The organism is Azospirillum sp. A26, from assembly GCF_042604635.1.
In the GTDB taxonomy this organism is placed as follows: domain Bacteria; phylum Pseudomonadota; class Alphaproteobacteria; order Azospirillales; family Azospirillaceae; genus Azospirillum; species Azospirillum palustre.
The window spans coordinates 2,595,120-2,608,770 of the sequence record NZ_CP170472.1; the positions used below are offsets into that span (position 1 = coordinate 2,595,120).

The window sequence follows — 13,651 nt, forward strand, 5'->3', positions numbered from 1 at the left end:
CGGCGGTTTAGCGTGCGTCAGCATGCTTTTTTTCCGGGATTTTTCCCGGATTTCCACCCCTATCCGGGGCGGATGTGCGCGTCTTCGATGTGGAAGCGGCGGGCGTCGTCCCCAAGCGGGTCGAAAACCCCCTCGTCGGTGCCCGTCATCCAGGCCTGGGCGCCCAATGCCAGGATTTCGCCGAACAGCGCGGCGCGCCGCTCGGGGTCGAGATGGGCCGCCACCTCGTCCAGCAGAAGGATCGGCGCCGCGCCGCGTTCGGCCGCCAGCAGCCGGGCGTTGGCCAGGACGATGGCGATCAGCAGCGCCTTCTGCTCCCCGGTGGAACACAGCGCCGCCGGCATGTCCTTGGGCGCATGGCGGACGGCGAGGTCGCTCTTGTGCGGTCCCACCAACGCGCCGCCGCCGTCCGAATCGGCGCGGCGTCCGGCACGCAAGCTGTCGCGCAGCGCATCCTCCGCCGCCAGCGCCGGCCCCTCGTCCAGCCAGCGTTCCACCGTGCCGGCGACGGCGAGGTCGGCGCCGGGGAAGGGGCCGACCGAGCGGGCGCAGGCGGCGCGCAGCCGCTGCACAACCTCGCGCCTTGCCGCGGCGACGGCGATGCCGGTGGTCGCCATCTGATCCTCCAGCGCGCCGAGCCAGCCCTCGTCGAAGCGGCCGTCGCGCAGCAGGCGGGCGCGTTCGCGCAAGGCATGCTCGTAGCGCGACAGCCGGCCGGCATGGGCGGGGTCGAAGCCGAAGACCAGACGGTCGAGGAAACGCCGCCGTCCGCTCGACCCTTCGAGGAACAGGCGGTCCATCTGCGGGGTCAGCCAGACCATGGCGACATGGTCGGCGAGCGCGGTCTGGCCCTTGGCCGGGTGGCCGTCGATGCGCACCAGCCGGCGGTCGCGCTCCGAGCTGCGGCTTCCGTCATGCGGCTCGCGGCCTGTGCCGATCTCCACCGGTCCCAGCGGGGTGTCGAGCGTCGCCGCCACCGCCCAGCCGGCGCCGGGGGGCGAGCCCAGCCGTTCCACCTCGGCCAGCCGGGCGCCGCGGATGCCGCGGCCGGGGGCGAGGAAGCTGACGGCCTCCAGCAGATTGGTCTTGCCGGCGCCGTTCGGGCCGATCAGGGCGACGGGCCGGCGGTCGGGCTCCAGCCGCGCGGAGTCGTAGCCGCGGAAGCGCGTCAGCGTCATCCGCCTGACCGCCAGGGCCGGAGCGAAAGCCGGAGTTGCGGCGGACACGCCGCCGCTCATCGAAACTGCCGTGTGCTGCAACTGGTCCGTTCCGCCTGGGGCGGGGAGGATCCCCGCAGCCCCATCACACGCGCATCGGCATCAGGACGTAGAGCGCGGTCGAGTCGGCGACGTCGCGGATGATGGTCGGCGACGCGGCGTCGGCCAGCGTGAACTGGGCGCCCTCGCCCTCGATCTGCTGCGTGATGTCCAGCAGATAGCGAGAGTTGAAGCCGATTTCCAGGGGGGACTCGGCGTAGCTGACCTCCAGCTCCTCGGTCGCGCTGCCCGATTCCGGGCTGGTGGCGGACAGGGTGAGCGCGCCGCGGACGAGCGACAGCTTCACCGCCCGGCTCTTCTCGGTGGAGATGGTGGCGACGCGGTCGACGGCGGCGGCGAACAGCTTGGCGTCCACCTCCATCACCTTGTCGTTGCCGACCGGGATCACCCGCTCATAGTCGGGGAAGGTGCCGTCGATCAGCTTGGAGGTGACGACGACGCTGTCGAAGCCGAAGCGGATCTTGTTGTCGGACATCGACAGCTCGATGCGGTCGGCGGCCTCGTCGACCAGCTTGCGGATCTCGGTGACGGTCTTGCGCGGGATGATGACGCCGGGGATGCCCTCGGCCCCGTCCGGCAGCGGCATCTCGACCCGCGCCAGCCGGTGGCCGTCGGTGGCGACGGCGCGCAGCACCGGCGTCTCCAGGCTGCCCATCTTGCTCTTGGCGGCGTGCAGGTAGATGCCGTTCAGGTAATAGCGCGTCTCCTCGGTGGAGATGGCGAAGCGGGTGCGGTCGATCAGCCCGCGCAGGTCGGCGGCGGCGACCGAGAAATTGTGCTTCAGCTCGCCGCTGGACAGCTGCGGGAAATCCTCCACCGGCAGGCAGGACAGTTTGAACTGCGACCGGCCGGCGCGCAGCGTCAGAATGGTGCCGTCGCCGCCGATGTCCAGCTCCACCTGGCTGCCGTCGGGCAGCTTGCGGACGATGTCGAACAGGGTGTGGGCGGGGGCGGTGGTGCCGCCGGGGCGCCCGACCGTCGCCGGGACCGTCTCGACGATCTCAAGGTCCATGTCGGTGGCGGCCAGCGACAGTTCGCCGTCGCCCGCGCGCAGCAGGACGTTGGACAGGATCGGAATGGTGTTCCGCCGCTCGACCACACTCTGCACGTGACCCAGGGAACGGAGAAGGGCGGCGCGTTCGATGGTGATGTTCATGCTGGCGTCGTCTCGGCGGGGCTGAGTTTGCGAAGCCCGCCGGGAGGCCGGCCGTCGTCCGGCCGTCCCGCCCCGAGCGGGCGCGCATCATACCACATCGACGGGGTCGTCGAACCAAATTGTTGCGGCTAAGGCCTTTGGCCGAAGGGGATTCACGCCTCGGCGCGCCGTCTTGCCTCATGCAGGCGCAGGATATCGACGAAATCGGCGCTCTGCCAGTTGCGGGACCGGCTCAACTCGCTGCGCACGCTGGCGACGAAGGCGTCGATCACCGCCCATTCGTCCCCGGCGATCTCGCCATCCGTCTCCAGATAGCTGTAGACCACCCGCTGCAGGCCCTGGCTGACCGGGCTGATCCAGCCGTCCACCGTCTCGCCCATCGCCGCCATCAGCCGGCGGATGCGCAGCATGTGGGCCATGCGGTGGGCCGGCCTCTCCTGTGGCTCGGCCTTCATCGCCTGGAGGAAGGCGAGCCGGCCGGTCTCCACCGCATAGAGGCGCAGCGACTTCAGCTCCGGGTTGGCATAGCCGGCGGCTCCGAGCGTGCGGCCCCAGCGCCACACCAGCTCCAGCAGCCAGACGATGTCCTCATGGTCGGGCACCGGGGCGTGGCGGGCGTTCATCGCCGCCTGCATCCGGGCGGCCAGCGCCGGCATCACCGTGCCGGTCAGTTCGCGGCTGACCGCCGCCAGTTCCGCCCGCAGGGCCGGGCCGGTCGAGCGGCTGGCGAGGAAGCCGGTGCCGGACAGCGCGGTCAGCGCCCGGTCGAAGCGCTCCACCGCCTCGTGGAGCAGGGCGCGGGTCGGGGCGGGGGCGGAGAGGACTCCGCCATCCCCAATCTCTCCATTTGGGATGTCCATGTCGCCGAACATGCCGTCCACCACCTCGCGGATGGTGGTGCAGGCGGCGGTGAAATGGCAGAGCAGGGCGCGCAGCAGCGGGTGGGACTCGCGCACCGCCGGCCCCCCATGCTCGCGCACATGGCGCAGGAACACGTCGTAGCGCCGCTTGACGTTCAGCCCGTAGAGCGGGGCGAACCAGGCCAGCAGCTGCGACTGGTCGCGGAAGGGCAGGCCGAGGTCGCGCACCCGGCGGACGAAGCCGACCATCAGCGCCGACTGACAGTCCACCTCAGCGGACGATGGGATGGCGGACGATGGCGCGGCCGACCGCGGGTCGCCGGCACCCTGCACGTCCCCCATCCGCATCTCGTCGATGTCGCGGCGCATGCGCTCGGTCAGCGGCACCAGCACCGCGTTGTGCTCCAGCAGGGCGCGGACGAAGCCCAGTAGGTCGCCGTCGATCGGCGCCTTGCGGCCGAGATACTGGGTGCGGAGCGCCGCGTCGTGATGAGCCTCGTCATTGGCCAGCGCCAGGAAGCGGTCGGTCAGCTTGCGGTCGCCGGCCATGGCGTAGAGGAAGTCGAGCGCCTCCTTGCGCATCAGCTCGCGCATCGCCATCGCGTCGGGGCTTGCCAGCACGGCATCCAGCATCGCCTCGCGCGCCATGCCGTCCAGCCGGCTCTGCACCTCCGCCGCCAGCCCCGGAAAGGCATAGCGGGTCAGCGCCGACCAGATGCCGCCCATGTCCACCCGCTGGATCAGTGCCGGCACCGACTCGGCCGAGCGGTAGAGAACGGGGTCGTCGACCAGGAAGGGTTCGAACAGGCTGGTGAACAGGCGGCGCGCCTTCATCGGCCGCAGGCGGTTGAAATGGTCGACCAGCGCATCGCGCAGGTGCCGCGCCCGTTCGCCGTTCGGGCTGGGCGTCCCTTCGACCGCGTCCAGCACCGACCGGATGGCGTGCATCGGGATGCGGGCGACGACCTCGTCCATCTGGCGGCGGAAGGCGGCGACATCGGTGGCGCTCCCGCCCGGCGAGGGCCCACCCGGCGAAGAGGCCGGGGATGCGGCAAGGGATGCTGTGGAGAGGGTGGCCGTCGGCGTGCTGTTCATGCGCACAACACCTCGCGGGATGGTCGTCGCCTGGGCGCTTATGATCCCGCGAGATTATTAAATATCTTCTGCTAATTCCACGCGTGTCTTCGGAAAAGTCTTATGATTACCGGTATATGTCAGGGAATTGCTTTGTAACCTTAGCTTTACTGTTTGCCCCTGGTCTTCGCTACAGCCCCGCCGCCAGCTGGGCGTCCAGCCCGGCGCGATAGTCGGGATAGGAGAGGGCGACGCCGAGCTGGCGCTTGATGCGGTCGTTCTTCACCCGGCGGCAATCGGCGTAGAAGCTGGCGGCCATCGGCGACATCTCCGCTTGGTCGAACGGCACCAACGGCGGCGGCTCCACCCCCAGCAGGCGGCAGGCATACTCCACCACCTCGTGCGACGGGCTGGGCAGATCGTCGGCGACGTTGTAGATGGCGCCCAGCGTCGGCCGTGCCATCGACGCCCGCAGCGTGCCGGCGATGTCGTCGACATGGATGCGGCAGAAGACCTGACCCGGCTTGTCGACCCGCTTGGCGATGCCGTCGCGCACCGAATCGATGGCGCTGCGGCCGGGGCCGTAAATTCCGGCCAGCCGGAACAGATGCATCGGCACGCCATACTGCCGGTACAGGTTCAGCCAGCCGCGCTCCGCCTCCACCCGCCGCTTCTGGCGTTCGCCGGTCGGCTTCAGCCAGGATGCCTCGCTCACCCACTCGCCGCCGGTGTCGCCATAGACGCCGGTGGTGGACAGATAGCCGGCCCAGTCCAGCGTGCGCAGGTCGGCCAGATCGCGGGCATGCTGGTCGAGCACCGGGTCGCCCTTGCCGTCCGGCGGGATGCTGACCAGCAGATGGGTGGTGCCGGCCAGCGCCGCCGTCGCATCGGCCAGCGGCCGGCCGCGCTCGAACAGGAAGGCCTCTATGCCCTGGGCCTCCAGCTCCGCCTTCTTCTCCTCGCTGCGGCAGGTGGCGGCGATGCGCCAGCCCTCGGCGCGCAGCCGGTCGGCGAAGACGCGGGCGCTGTAGCCGAGGCCGAAGACGAACAGGCGGGGATCGGTCATCGCGGGCGGTTCCGGTTGGAGCGGCGGAGGGGCGGCAAACTGTGTAGCACCGAACTGTGTAACACCGGGACCGGGCCTGCGGACTTGCGCCCCGCCCGGCGATGGCGGAGTGTAAAGGCACCATGACCCGACGCAATCTTTACCTTTCCGGCGCTCTCGCGCTTGGGCTTCTCGCCGCCGTGCCGGCCCCCCTGCCGGCCGCCCAGGCCGGGCCCTCATCTTCCGGGCCTTCATCCTCCGGACAGCCCTCCACCCTCGACCGCAACCGCGAGCTTCAGGCCTGCGCCGCCAAGGCGGAGGCAAACCCGGACGCCGCCATGGCCGACGCCAGGCGCTGGCAGCAGCAGGGTGGCGGCGACTCCGCGAAGCTCTGCGAGGCGCTGGCGCTGTTCCATGCCGGCGACTTCAAGGCGGCCGGCGCCCAGATGGAGGCGCTGGTGCCGACGCTGGGCAAGGACGATCCCAGGGCCGCCGCCTCGCTGCTCGGCCGCGCCGGCTGGGCATGGCTGCGGGCCGGCGACCAGGGGCGGGCGGAGCGGCTCTACAGCGCCGCGCTCGACAAGACGCCGGGCGACGTCGACCTGCTGATCGACCGCGCCTTCGCCCGTGCGGAGGGGGAGCGCTTCTGGGATGCCGTCGCCGATCTGGATGCGGCGCTGACCCGCGACCCGAAGCGGGCCGACGCCTACCTCTACCGGGCGAGCGCGCAGAAGGCGCTGTCCAACTACCGGCAGGCGCTGGCCGACATCGACCAGGCGCTGGAGCTGAAGCCCGGCGATCCGGAGGCGATCCTGCTGCGCGGCAACGTCAAGGCGCTGGGCGGCAATCTGGGGGCCGCGCGCGACGACTGGTCGCTGGCCCGCCGCGTCGCCCCCGACAGCGAATGGGGCCGCGCCGCCGCCGACAACCTCGCCCGCACCGCGGAGGTCGCGGGGGATGCCGGCAAGGACAAGGCGAAGGAAAAGAAGGTGCAGTGAGGGGGGATTCCCCCTACGGCCTCCAAAAGAAAAAGCCCCGCCGCGGTGACCGCGGGCGGGGCTTTTTCTTAACAGCGACCGGTTGGGCCGCTTACAGGACCGAATCGACCCACTGGAACAGGGCGCCCTTGGGCAGGGCGCCGATCTTGGTGGCGGCGACGCTGCCGCCCTTGAACAGCATCAGCGTCGGAATGCCGCGCACGCCATACTTGGTCGGGGTGTCCGGGTTCTCGTCGATGTTCAGCTTGGCGACGGTGACCCTGCCGGCATACTCGCCGGCCAGATCGTCGAGCGCCGGGGCGATCATCTTGCAGGGCCCGCACCATTCCGCCCAGAAATCGACCAGGACCGGGCCGCCGGCCTTCAGGACGTCCTGCTCGAAGTTGTCGTCGGTAACCTTGATGGTGGTGCTCATGTGACCTCGTGCTGGATTCGGAAGCGCCGCGGACCGGTTGTGAAAGGCCGGCGGCCATCGCCCCGTCAGTGGAATTGAGCAAAATGTAGGGCGGAGGCGCCCGGCCGGTCAAGTCACCCCATCTTTCGGGTGAGCCGCCGGCCGCTCCTCACCCCACCCTGGGTGCCAGTCCGGCCGCCGCCGCGTCCATCACCGAGGGCGGCAGCTCCATGGTGTAGGGACCGTCGGTCCACAGCAGCACGCAACGCACCCGCCGCCCCGGATAGACCGCGCGCAACGCCTCGCGGTAGGCCGCCATCTGGCGCCGGTAAACCATTGGAACGTCTTCCAGATCCCGCGGCGGCGGCCGGTTGGTCTTGTAGTCGACGATCCACACCGTATCCCCGGTCAGCGCCAGCCGGTCGATGCGGCCGGCCAGCGCCCGGCTGCCGTCGCCGAGCGCCACCACGCCGATCAGCGGCACCTCCGCCCGCGAGCCGGGGCCGAACAGATGCGCGAACTCCGCATGGCTCAGCACCGCCAGCGTCTCCCGCGCGATGGCATCCTGCTGCTCCGGCGTCAGCTTGTGCGCCGGGCGGGCGAGGAAGCGGCGGCAGGCGGCCTCCCGCGCCGCCTCGGCCAGGTTGGGCAGCGTCTGCAACAGCCGGTGGACCAGCAGGCCGCGGCGGAAGCGCTGGCCGTCGTCGTTGCCGAGCGGCGAGCGCACCGCCGGCTCCTCGCCGTCGGGCCGCGACGGGGTCAGCGGGCGCGACGGTTCCGGCTCGCCCGGCGGCGGTTCGCCGATCCAGGGCGGCGGCGGCTCGGCGGCGGCGCTCTCCTCGGTCTCGACATGGCGCGGCACCACGGCGGTCTGGGCGCCGACCAGCCGCCAGCCCTCGCCCGCCCAGCCGTCGGGGCAGAGGCCGGTGAAGTCGAAGGGATGCTGCACGCCGTTGTCGCGCATCGCCTCCTCGACCAGCCGGTACCAGCAATCGTCGGACGGTTCGCGCTTGCCCTGGTGGCCGCAGATGTAGAGCCGGTCCTCGGCCCGCGTCAGCGCGACATAGAGCAGCCGGCGGTATTCCTGGTCGCGCCGCCGGTTGGCCCGCGCCCGCGCCTCGGCGCACAGCCCGTCCTCCTGGCTGCGCCGGGCGGCGAACAGCGGCACCGGGCAGTCGTCGTCCGGCCACAGGATCGGCGGGCTCTGGGTCGGGCTGCCCAGCGTGTCGGGCAGGAAGACGATGGGCGCCTGCAACCCCTTGGAGCCGTGGACGGTCATGATCCGCACGGTGCCGCCGCCCTGTTCCAGCTCGCGCTTGATCTCGGCGTCGCTGGCCGCCAGCCAGGCCAGGAAATTCTGCAGGGACGGCGGCTCGGTCTTCTCGAAGGCGAGGCAGACGGCCAGGAACTCCTCCAGCGGGTCCTGGGCGTCGGGGCCGAGCCGCTTCAGGATCGCGCGCCGCCCCGACCGGCCGTCGGCCGGGCAGGGCCGGTTCAGCAGGCCGGCGAACAGCTCATAGGGCGCCGAGAAGTCGGTGCGCGCCAGCAGGTCGCCGAGATAGCGCCGGGCCGGGCGGAAGTCCGGTTCCGTCTCCGCCAGCGCCACCAGCGAGCGCCACAGCGTGCCGCGCCGGCCATGGGCGACGCGGAACAGCGCCTCCTCGGTCAGCCCGATCAGCGGCCCCTTCAGCACGGTGGCGAGCGTCAGGTCGTCGTCGGGCAGCAGCAGGAAGTCGGACAGCGCCACCAGATCCATGACGGCGAGCTGCTCGGTCAGCACCATGCGGTCGACGCCGGCCACCGGCACGCCGCGGTCCTTCAGCGCGCGGACCAGTTCGGTGACGAAGGCGGTGCGGCGGCGGACCAGCACCATCACGTCGCCGGGCTGCACCGGCCGGCCCTTGGCCACCAGCGTCTCGCCGCCGTCGATCCAGCGGTGCACCGTCGCCGCGATGACCGAGGCGAGACGGGCCGACGGCGAGTCGGCGGTCTCGCGCGCCACCGGCGGCGCCCAGGCCGGAGTCTCGATGGCCTCCGCCGGCTTCACCGGCGGCCACAGCTCGACCAGCCCGGCCTGCCCGCGGCGGAAGGCGCGGTGGCGGATGACGGGGCTGGCGTCCGACGCCACGCCGTCGCGGGCATGGTCGAGCGCGAAGACGGCGTCCACCGTCTCCAGCACCGCCGAGGTCGAGCGGAAGGAGATGTCGAGGTCTACCCCCGCCCATGTCCGTTGCGCCACCTCCGCCTTGTCCTGGAAATGGCGGCGCATGCGGGCGAATTCGGCGGGATCGGCACGCTGGAAGCTGAAGATCGACTGCTTCTCGTCGCCCACGGCGAAGACGGTGCGGATCTTGCCGTCGGGGGCGGCGGCCTCCAGCTCGACGAAGAACTCGCCGGCCAGCGAGGCGACGATGGCCCACTGGTCGGGGTTGGTGTCCTGCGCCTCGTCGATCAGGATGTGGTCCAGGCCGCCGTCCAGCTTGTACAGCACCCAGGGTACCCGCGGCGTGCCGTCCTTGCCGCTCAAGAGCCGGTTGGCCGCCAGGATCAGATCGTCGTAATCCAAGAGGGCGCGGGCCGCCTTGCGCTCGCGGTAGGCCTCCAGCATCGCCTGCGCCAGCGTCAGCAGGGCGGTGGTCGAGGCGGCGACCCCGGCGGCCTTGACCCGCTCCGAAATCTCGACCAGCCGCTCTGCCTCCTTTTGCAGGGAGAGCAGCGCCTGCGGGTAGGCGGTGGCCGGCTTCTTGGTCATCAGCGTCTTGCGCGGGCTGCCTTCCGCGGTCAGGAACAGGCGCTTGTAGGCCTCGAAGGCACGGACCCGGCGGTCGGCGGCGTCCAGCCAGTGCTGGATGGCGATGCCGCGCTCCTGGTCGCTGGCGCTGCCGCCCGACAGCGCCCGGCAGGCCTCGCGCAGGGCCGGCGGCTCGCACTGGTCGTCATGGCAGGCATGGGTGAGGATCGTTTCCTCGGTCACGCCAGGCGGCACCTTGAGCGTGTCGTGGATGGCGTCGATCAGACCGTCCAGCCCGTGGAAACGCTCGAACAGCTTCTCCACCTGCCCGCGCTGGCTCGCCAGCTCGGCCAGCAGCCCGGCGAAATCCTCGGCGTTCAGCTCGCCGGTCAGCCGGCCCATGGCACGGCCGAGCGGGCTGTCCGGCTCGGTGCGGCCGGCATGCAGCACGGCGTCGCGCGCCTCGGTCAGCAGCCCGTCGGCGGTGCGGTCGTCCATCACGTCGAAATGCGGCGCCAGTTCGGCTTCCAGCGGGAAGCGGCGCAGCAGCGACTGGCAGAAGGCGTGGATGGTCTGGATCTTCATGCCGCCGGGGCAGTCCACCACCTGGGCGAACAGCCGCCTTGCGTTCAGCCGCGCCTCCATCGACGGCCGCTCGCCGCACAGGTCGGCCAGCCGGTCCTCCAGCGCGTCGTCGGGCAGGGTGGCCCACAGGCCGAGCGTCCGGTTGATGCGGATCGCCATTTCCGCCGCGGCGGCCTTGGTGAAGGTCAGGCAGAGGATGCGCGCCGGCGGCGTGCCCGACAGCATCAGCCGCAGCACCCGGTCGGTCAGCACCTTGGTCTTGCCCGAGCCGGCCGAGGCCCCGACCCAGACCGACGCCGTCGGATCGGACGCCCGCCGCTGCGCCACATTGGGATCGAGCGGTAGGGTGCGGGGGGACAGGTCGGTCATGGTCATGGGCGATGCTTCCGGTGCCGGGGCAGGCGTTTATCCCCTCTCCCCCCTGGGGAGAGGGTTAGGGTGAGGGGGATGCACCGCAGGAACTTTGGGGCAGGCACGCCACGCTTCCCCCTCACCCCGACCCTCTCCCCGGGGGGGAGAGGGAGATTGTCCCCGGATCGAGCGAACCCCATCACTCGCCCTCCCCGCCGCCCGACGACCATTCCTGGACGCGGGCCAGATGCGCATAGTCCGTATAGCGCGGCGCCATCGCCGGCCGTGGGCGGGAGCGGTAGGGCGTGTTCGGGTCGTCGAACTGCGCGATCAGCGCCTCCAGACCGGCCCGCGCCTCCTCGCCCAGGGACGCCGGGTCGCCCTTCACCGGCTTCTCCTCGCCGGCCGGATCGCCGCCGGACAGGCGCCAGAAGGTCAGCTCGGCCACCGCGCCCTTGTCCACCCCGCTGAAGCCGCCGGCCGCGGCGATGGCGGCCTCTAGCGGCAGCTGCGGGGCGAAGCCAAGCTCGATCTCCCGCGCGCTCGGCGGGGTGCCGGTCTTGTAGTCGATCACCACCAGCCCGTCGGGGCCGCGGTCGATGCGGTCGGCCTTGGCGGTCAGGGCGAAGGGGCCGCCGGGGCCGGACAGCTCCAGCCGGCCCGGCACTTCGGTCGCCAGCGGGCGGATGCGGGGGCGGCGCTCGCGCTCCAGATCGACGAACCAGCCGGCCACGCGTTCGAAGCGCGGCCACCAGAAGGCCCAGACGTCGGGATGACTGCGCAGCAGCGGGCCGAAGCGTTCGCGCCCCAGCGCGATCAGCCGGTTGAGCGCGTCATGCGGCAGCAGTCCGGGATGCTCGCGGACGAAGGCGTCGAGCGTGTCGTGGATGATCTGGCCGCGGTCCGACGCGCCCGGATCGGCGGCGATGGGGTCGAGTGCGCGCAGCCGCAGGGCGTGGCGGGCATAGATGGCGTAGGGATCGCGCATCCAGGTCTCGATCTCGGTCACCGACAGCTTGCGCGGCCGGGCGGCCAGCGGTGGGCGCGGCTCCGGCGCCGCCACCGGCTGCACGCGGTCCGGCTCGTCCAGCTCGCGCGCCCAGCCGAGCCAGCAGGCCCCGCGCTCCTCGATCACGCCGTCCAGATCCAGCGCCTTCAGCACGGTTTCCAGCCGCAGGAGCCAGCGCGACGGCACGGTCGGCGTGCCCTCCACCCGTGCCGCGCGGGTCAGCACCACCTGCGGCGCGCCGCAGGCGTGGGCGAAGTCGTGGGCCGACATGCCGACCAGCCGTTCCGGGCTGGGCAGGCCGAAATCGCGCCGCATCGGCCGCGACATCCAGGGGTCGGCGGAGGCGGCCGGCGGCCAGGTTCCCTCGTTCAGCCCGCCCAGGATGGTCAGGTCGAGATGCTGGAGGCGCGCCTCCATCGGACCCAGAATGAACAGGCGCGGGTGCAGGCCATAGCGGGGACGCACCGCCCGCGCGCTCATCAGCGCGTCGAGCAGGGCCGGGTAATCCTTGGCCGGGATCGCCGGGAAGCCGTCGGCGGCATCGAGCAGGTCGTGGATGAAGCGCGCCGCCTCCTCGCCGTCGTCCTGGCGCCACAGCCGCTCCGCCCCGGTCAGTTCGTCGTCGGCGGCCAGCGATTCGCAGAAGGCGACATGGGCGCGCACGAGGTCGGCCAGCGGCGTCTCGCCGGCCAGCGCCTCGAGGAAGGGGGCGGCGCGCTGGCCGATGTCGACCAGCCATGTGCGCAGGAACTCCTGCTGCTCCTCATGGTCGAAGCGCTCGGCCTGTTCCAGCGCCGCCAGCACGCCGTCGAAGCCCTCCGCCGGGCGGGGGCCGCGCAGCACGACGCGCTCCAGCGCACGGGCGGCGGCGCGGAAATCCGCCGAGTCGCGTCCGCCCGCCGCCATCGGGTGCTTGGCGAGCGCCAGCAGGGCCAGCGGATGGACGCGGCTCGCCGCCAGCTCCGCCGTCAGCCGCAGATAGGTGCCGACCGCGGTGTGGGCGAGCGGCTGGCCGCCGGAATCGTTGACCAGGATGCCCCAGCGCGCCAGCGCCATGGCGACCCGGCGGCCCAGATTGCGGTCGGGGGTGATCAGCGCCGCGGTCTTCGTCGGGGTTTCCAGCGCATGGCGCATCAGCAGCGCGATGACCTGCGCCTCCTCCTCCGAGGTGGCGGCGTCGATCCGGGTCAGCCCGTCCAGCGCCGCGGCGTCCACCCCGGACAACTCGCGCCAGCCTTCGGTGGTCGCCGCCGGGCGCATCGCCTCGGCGATCAGGCGGGCGCGGGCACCGCGCGGTTCCGGCGCATCGGTCCAGGGCAGCACCTCGTGCCGCTCCACCTCCAGCAGGCGGATCAACTGCGACAGCCCGTGCTGCGGATGGGATTCGTCCCCTGCGATGGCGTCCCAGATCGTGTCGTCGGCCCCGGTGTCGAGGCCGGGCAGCACCACCGCTCCGTGCGGCAGCCGGGCGATGACCGCCAGCAGTTCCGTCGTCGCGACGATGGAGCCGGTGGAGCCGGCGGCGATCACCATGCCCGGCGGCGGGGCGGCCTGCCAGAGGGCCGCCTGCGTCTCCAGCGCCAGATTGCGGCGCTTGGCCGGGTCGGTCTGGCCGGTCGATTCGAGGATGGCAGGCCACACCTCGGTGATGATGCGCAGGAATTTCAGCGTGACCTGCCAGTGCTCGGCATAATCCGCCGGAACCAGCGACTCCAGCTTCTCGAAGCCGGCGCGCTCGGTCCACACCGCGTCGATCAGACGGCCGAGGTCGGCGCCCAGCCGCACCGCCTGCGCCGTGGTCGCCGACAGCCCCTCGGCCCCCAGGATCAGCCGCGCCAGCGTCATCTGCCGGTTCAAGGGCGAGATCGCCTCCGGCAGGTCGAGCGGCACGTCGGGCAGTTCCTCCTCGGTCAGGCTGAGGTCGCCGGCATCGAGTTCGCCCAGCGGCGCCATCCGCGGCAGCAGCGTCGGCTGCCCGCCGGAGCGGCGCAGGAAGGCCGCCTGCAAGGCCCGGCAGGCGCGCCGGGTCGGCAGCAGCACGGTGACCCCGGCCAGGGCCATCGGGTCGCCACCCACCCGCTCCATGATCCCCGCCGCCAGCATGTCGACGAAGGGCGCGCCCGCGGGGATGCTGTAGACTTTGGGGAGGGTCATGAGCCTGCGATCAGTTC

8 protein-coding genes are annotated in these 13,651 nt (G+C 71.8%); 1 reads left to right on the plus strand and 7 read right to left on the minus strand.

Translation table 11 applies throughout. The annotated features are described in order from the left end of the window. Positions 1-59 precede the first annotated feature (59 nt). The 4 genes from recF to ABNQ39_RS13090 form a co-directional block, all read right to left on the minus strand. Positions 60-1,238 carry a DNA replication/repair protein RecF gene (gene recF / locus ABNQ39_RS13075; protein WP_376959788.1) on the minus strand — a complete coding sequence of 393 codons (1,179 nt, stop codon included), beginning with the start codon at positions 1,236-1,238 and terminating at the stop codon, positions 60-62. 64 nt (positions 1,239-1,302) lie between these two features. Beyond that, entirely contained in the window at positions 1,303-2,433 is a 1,131-nt protein-coding gene (dnaN, locus tag ABNQ39_RS13080; protein ID WP_376957979.1) for a DNA polymerase III subunit beta, read from the minus strand. A gap of 152 nt (positions 2,434-2,585) precedes the next feature. Further along, on the minus strand, positions 2,586-4,388 hold the full coding sequence (locus ABNQ39_RS13085) for a hypothetical protein (RefSeq protein WP_376957980.1): 1,803 nt from the start codon (positions 4,386-4,388) through the stop codon (positions 2,586-2,588). A 169-nt stretch (positions 4,389-4,557) separates the two neighbouring features. Next, complete coding sequence (locus ABNQ39_RS13090; protein ID WP_376957981.1) at positions 4,558-5,433, minus strand: SDR family oxidoreductase; 876 nt, start codon at positions 5,431-5,433, stop codon at positions 4,558-4,560. 122 nt (positions 5,434-5,555) lie between these two features. Here ABNQ39_RS13090 and ABNQ39_RS13095 point away from each other — a divergent pair, with 122 nt between their 5' ends. Continuing rightward, complete coding sequence (locus tag ABNQ39_RS13095; protein WP_376957982.1) at positions 5,556-6,410, plus strand: hypothetical protein; 855 nt, start codon at positions 5,556-5,558, stop codon at positions 6,408-6,410. Positions 6,411-6,501: 91 nt separating this feature from the next. On the opposite strand, the gene trxA is transcribed toward ABNQ39_RS13095, so the two are convergent. From trxA to addB, 3 genes are all read right to left on the minus strand, one after another. After that, the gene (trxA, locus tag ABNQ39_RS13100; RefSeq protein WP_376957983.1) at positions 6,502-6,825 is read right to left on the minus strand and encodes a thioredoxin TrxA; all 324 of its coding nucleotides are present in this window, start codon (positions 6,823-6,825) and stop codon (positions 6,502-6,504) included. A 148-nt stretch (positions 6,826-6,973) separates the two neighbouring features. Continuing rightward, positions 6,974-10,495 (minus strand): double-strand break repair helicase AddA, encoded by a 3,522-nt coding sequence (addA, locus tag ABNQ39_RS13105; protein ID WP_376957984.1) that lies wholly within the window; start codon positions 10,493-10,495, stop codon positions 6,974-6,976. A 175-nt stretch (positions 10,496-10,670) separates the two neighbouring features. Further along, entirely contained in the window at positions 10,671-13,634 is a 2,964-nt protein-coding gene (gene addB / locus ABNQ39_RS13110) for a double-strand break repair protein AddB (protein WP_376957985.1), read from the minus strand. Between the last annotated feature and the right edge of the window lie 17 nt (positions 13,635-13,651).

What these genes read in the sequence shown, in the direction of transcription:
- ABNQ39_RS13095 (WP_376957982.1), top strand. Translation starts at nt 5,556, where the DNA reads ATGACCCGACGCAATCTTTACCTTTCCGGCGCTCTCGCGCTTGGGCTT.
- recF (WP_376959788.1), bottom strand. Translation starts at nt 1,238, where the DNA reads ATGAGCGGCGGCGTGTCCGCCGCAACTCCGGCTTTCGCTCCGGCCCTG.
- ABNQ39_RS13085 (WP_376957980.1), bottom strand. Translation starts at nt 4,388, where the DNA reads ATGAACAGCACGCCGACGGCCACCCTCTCCACAGCATCCCTTGCCGCA.
- addB (WP_376957985.1), bottom strand. Translation starts at nt 13,634, where the DNA reads ATGACCCTCCCCAAAGTCTACAGCATCCCCGCGGGCGCGCCCTTCGTC.
- addA (WP_376957984.1), bottom strand. Translation starts at nt 10,495, where the DNA reads ATGACCATGACCGACCTGTCCCCCCGCACCCTACCGCTCGATCCCAAT.
- trxA (WP_376957983.1), bottom strand. Translation starts at nt 6,825, where the DNA reads ATGAGCACCACCATCAAGGTTACCGACGACAACTTCGAGCAGGACGTC.
- dnaN (WP_376957979.1), bottom strand. Translation starts at nt 2,433, where the DNA reads ATGAACATCACCATCGAACGCGCCGCCCTTCTCCGTTCCCTGGGTCAC.
- ABNQ39_RS13090 (WP_376957981.1), bottom strand. Translation starts at nt 5,433, where the DNA reads ATGACCGATCCCCGCCTGTTCGTCTTCGGCCTCGGCTACAGCGCCCGC.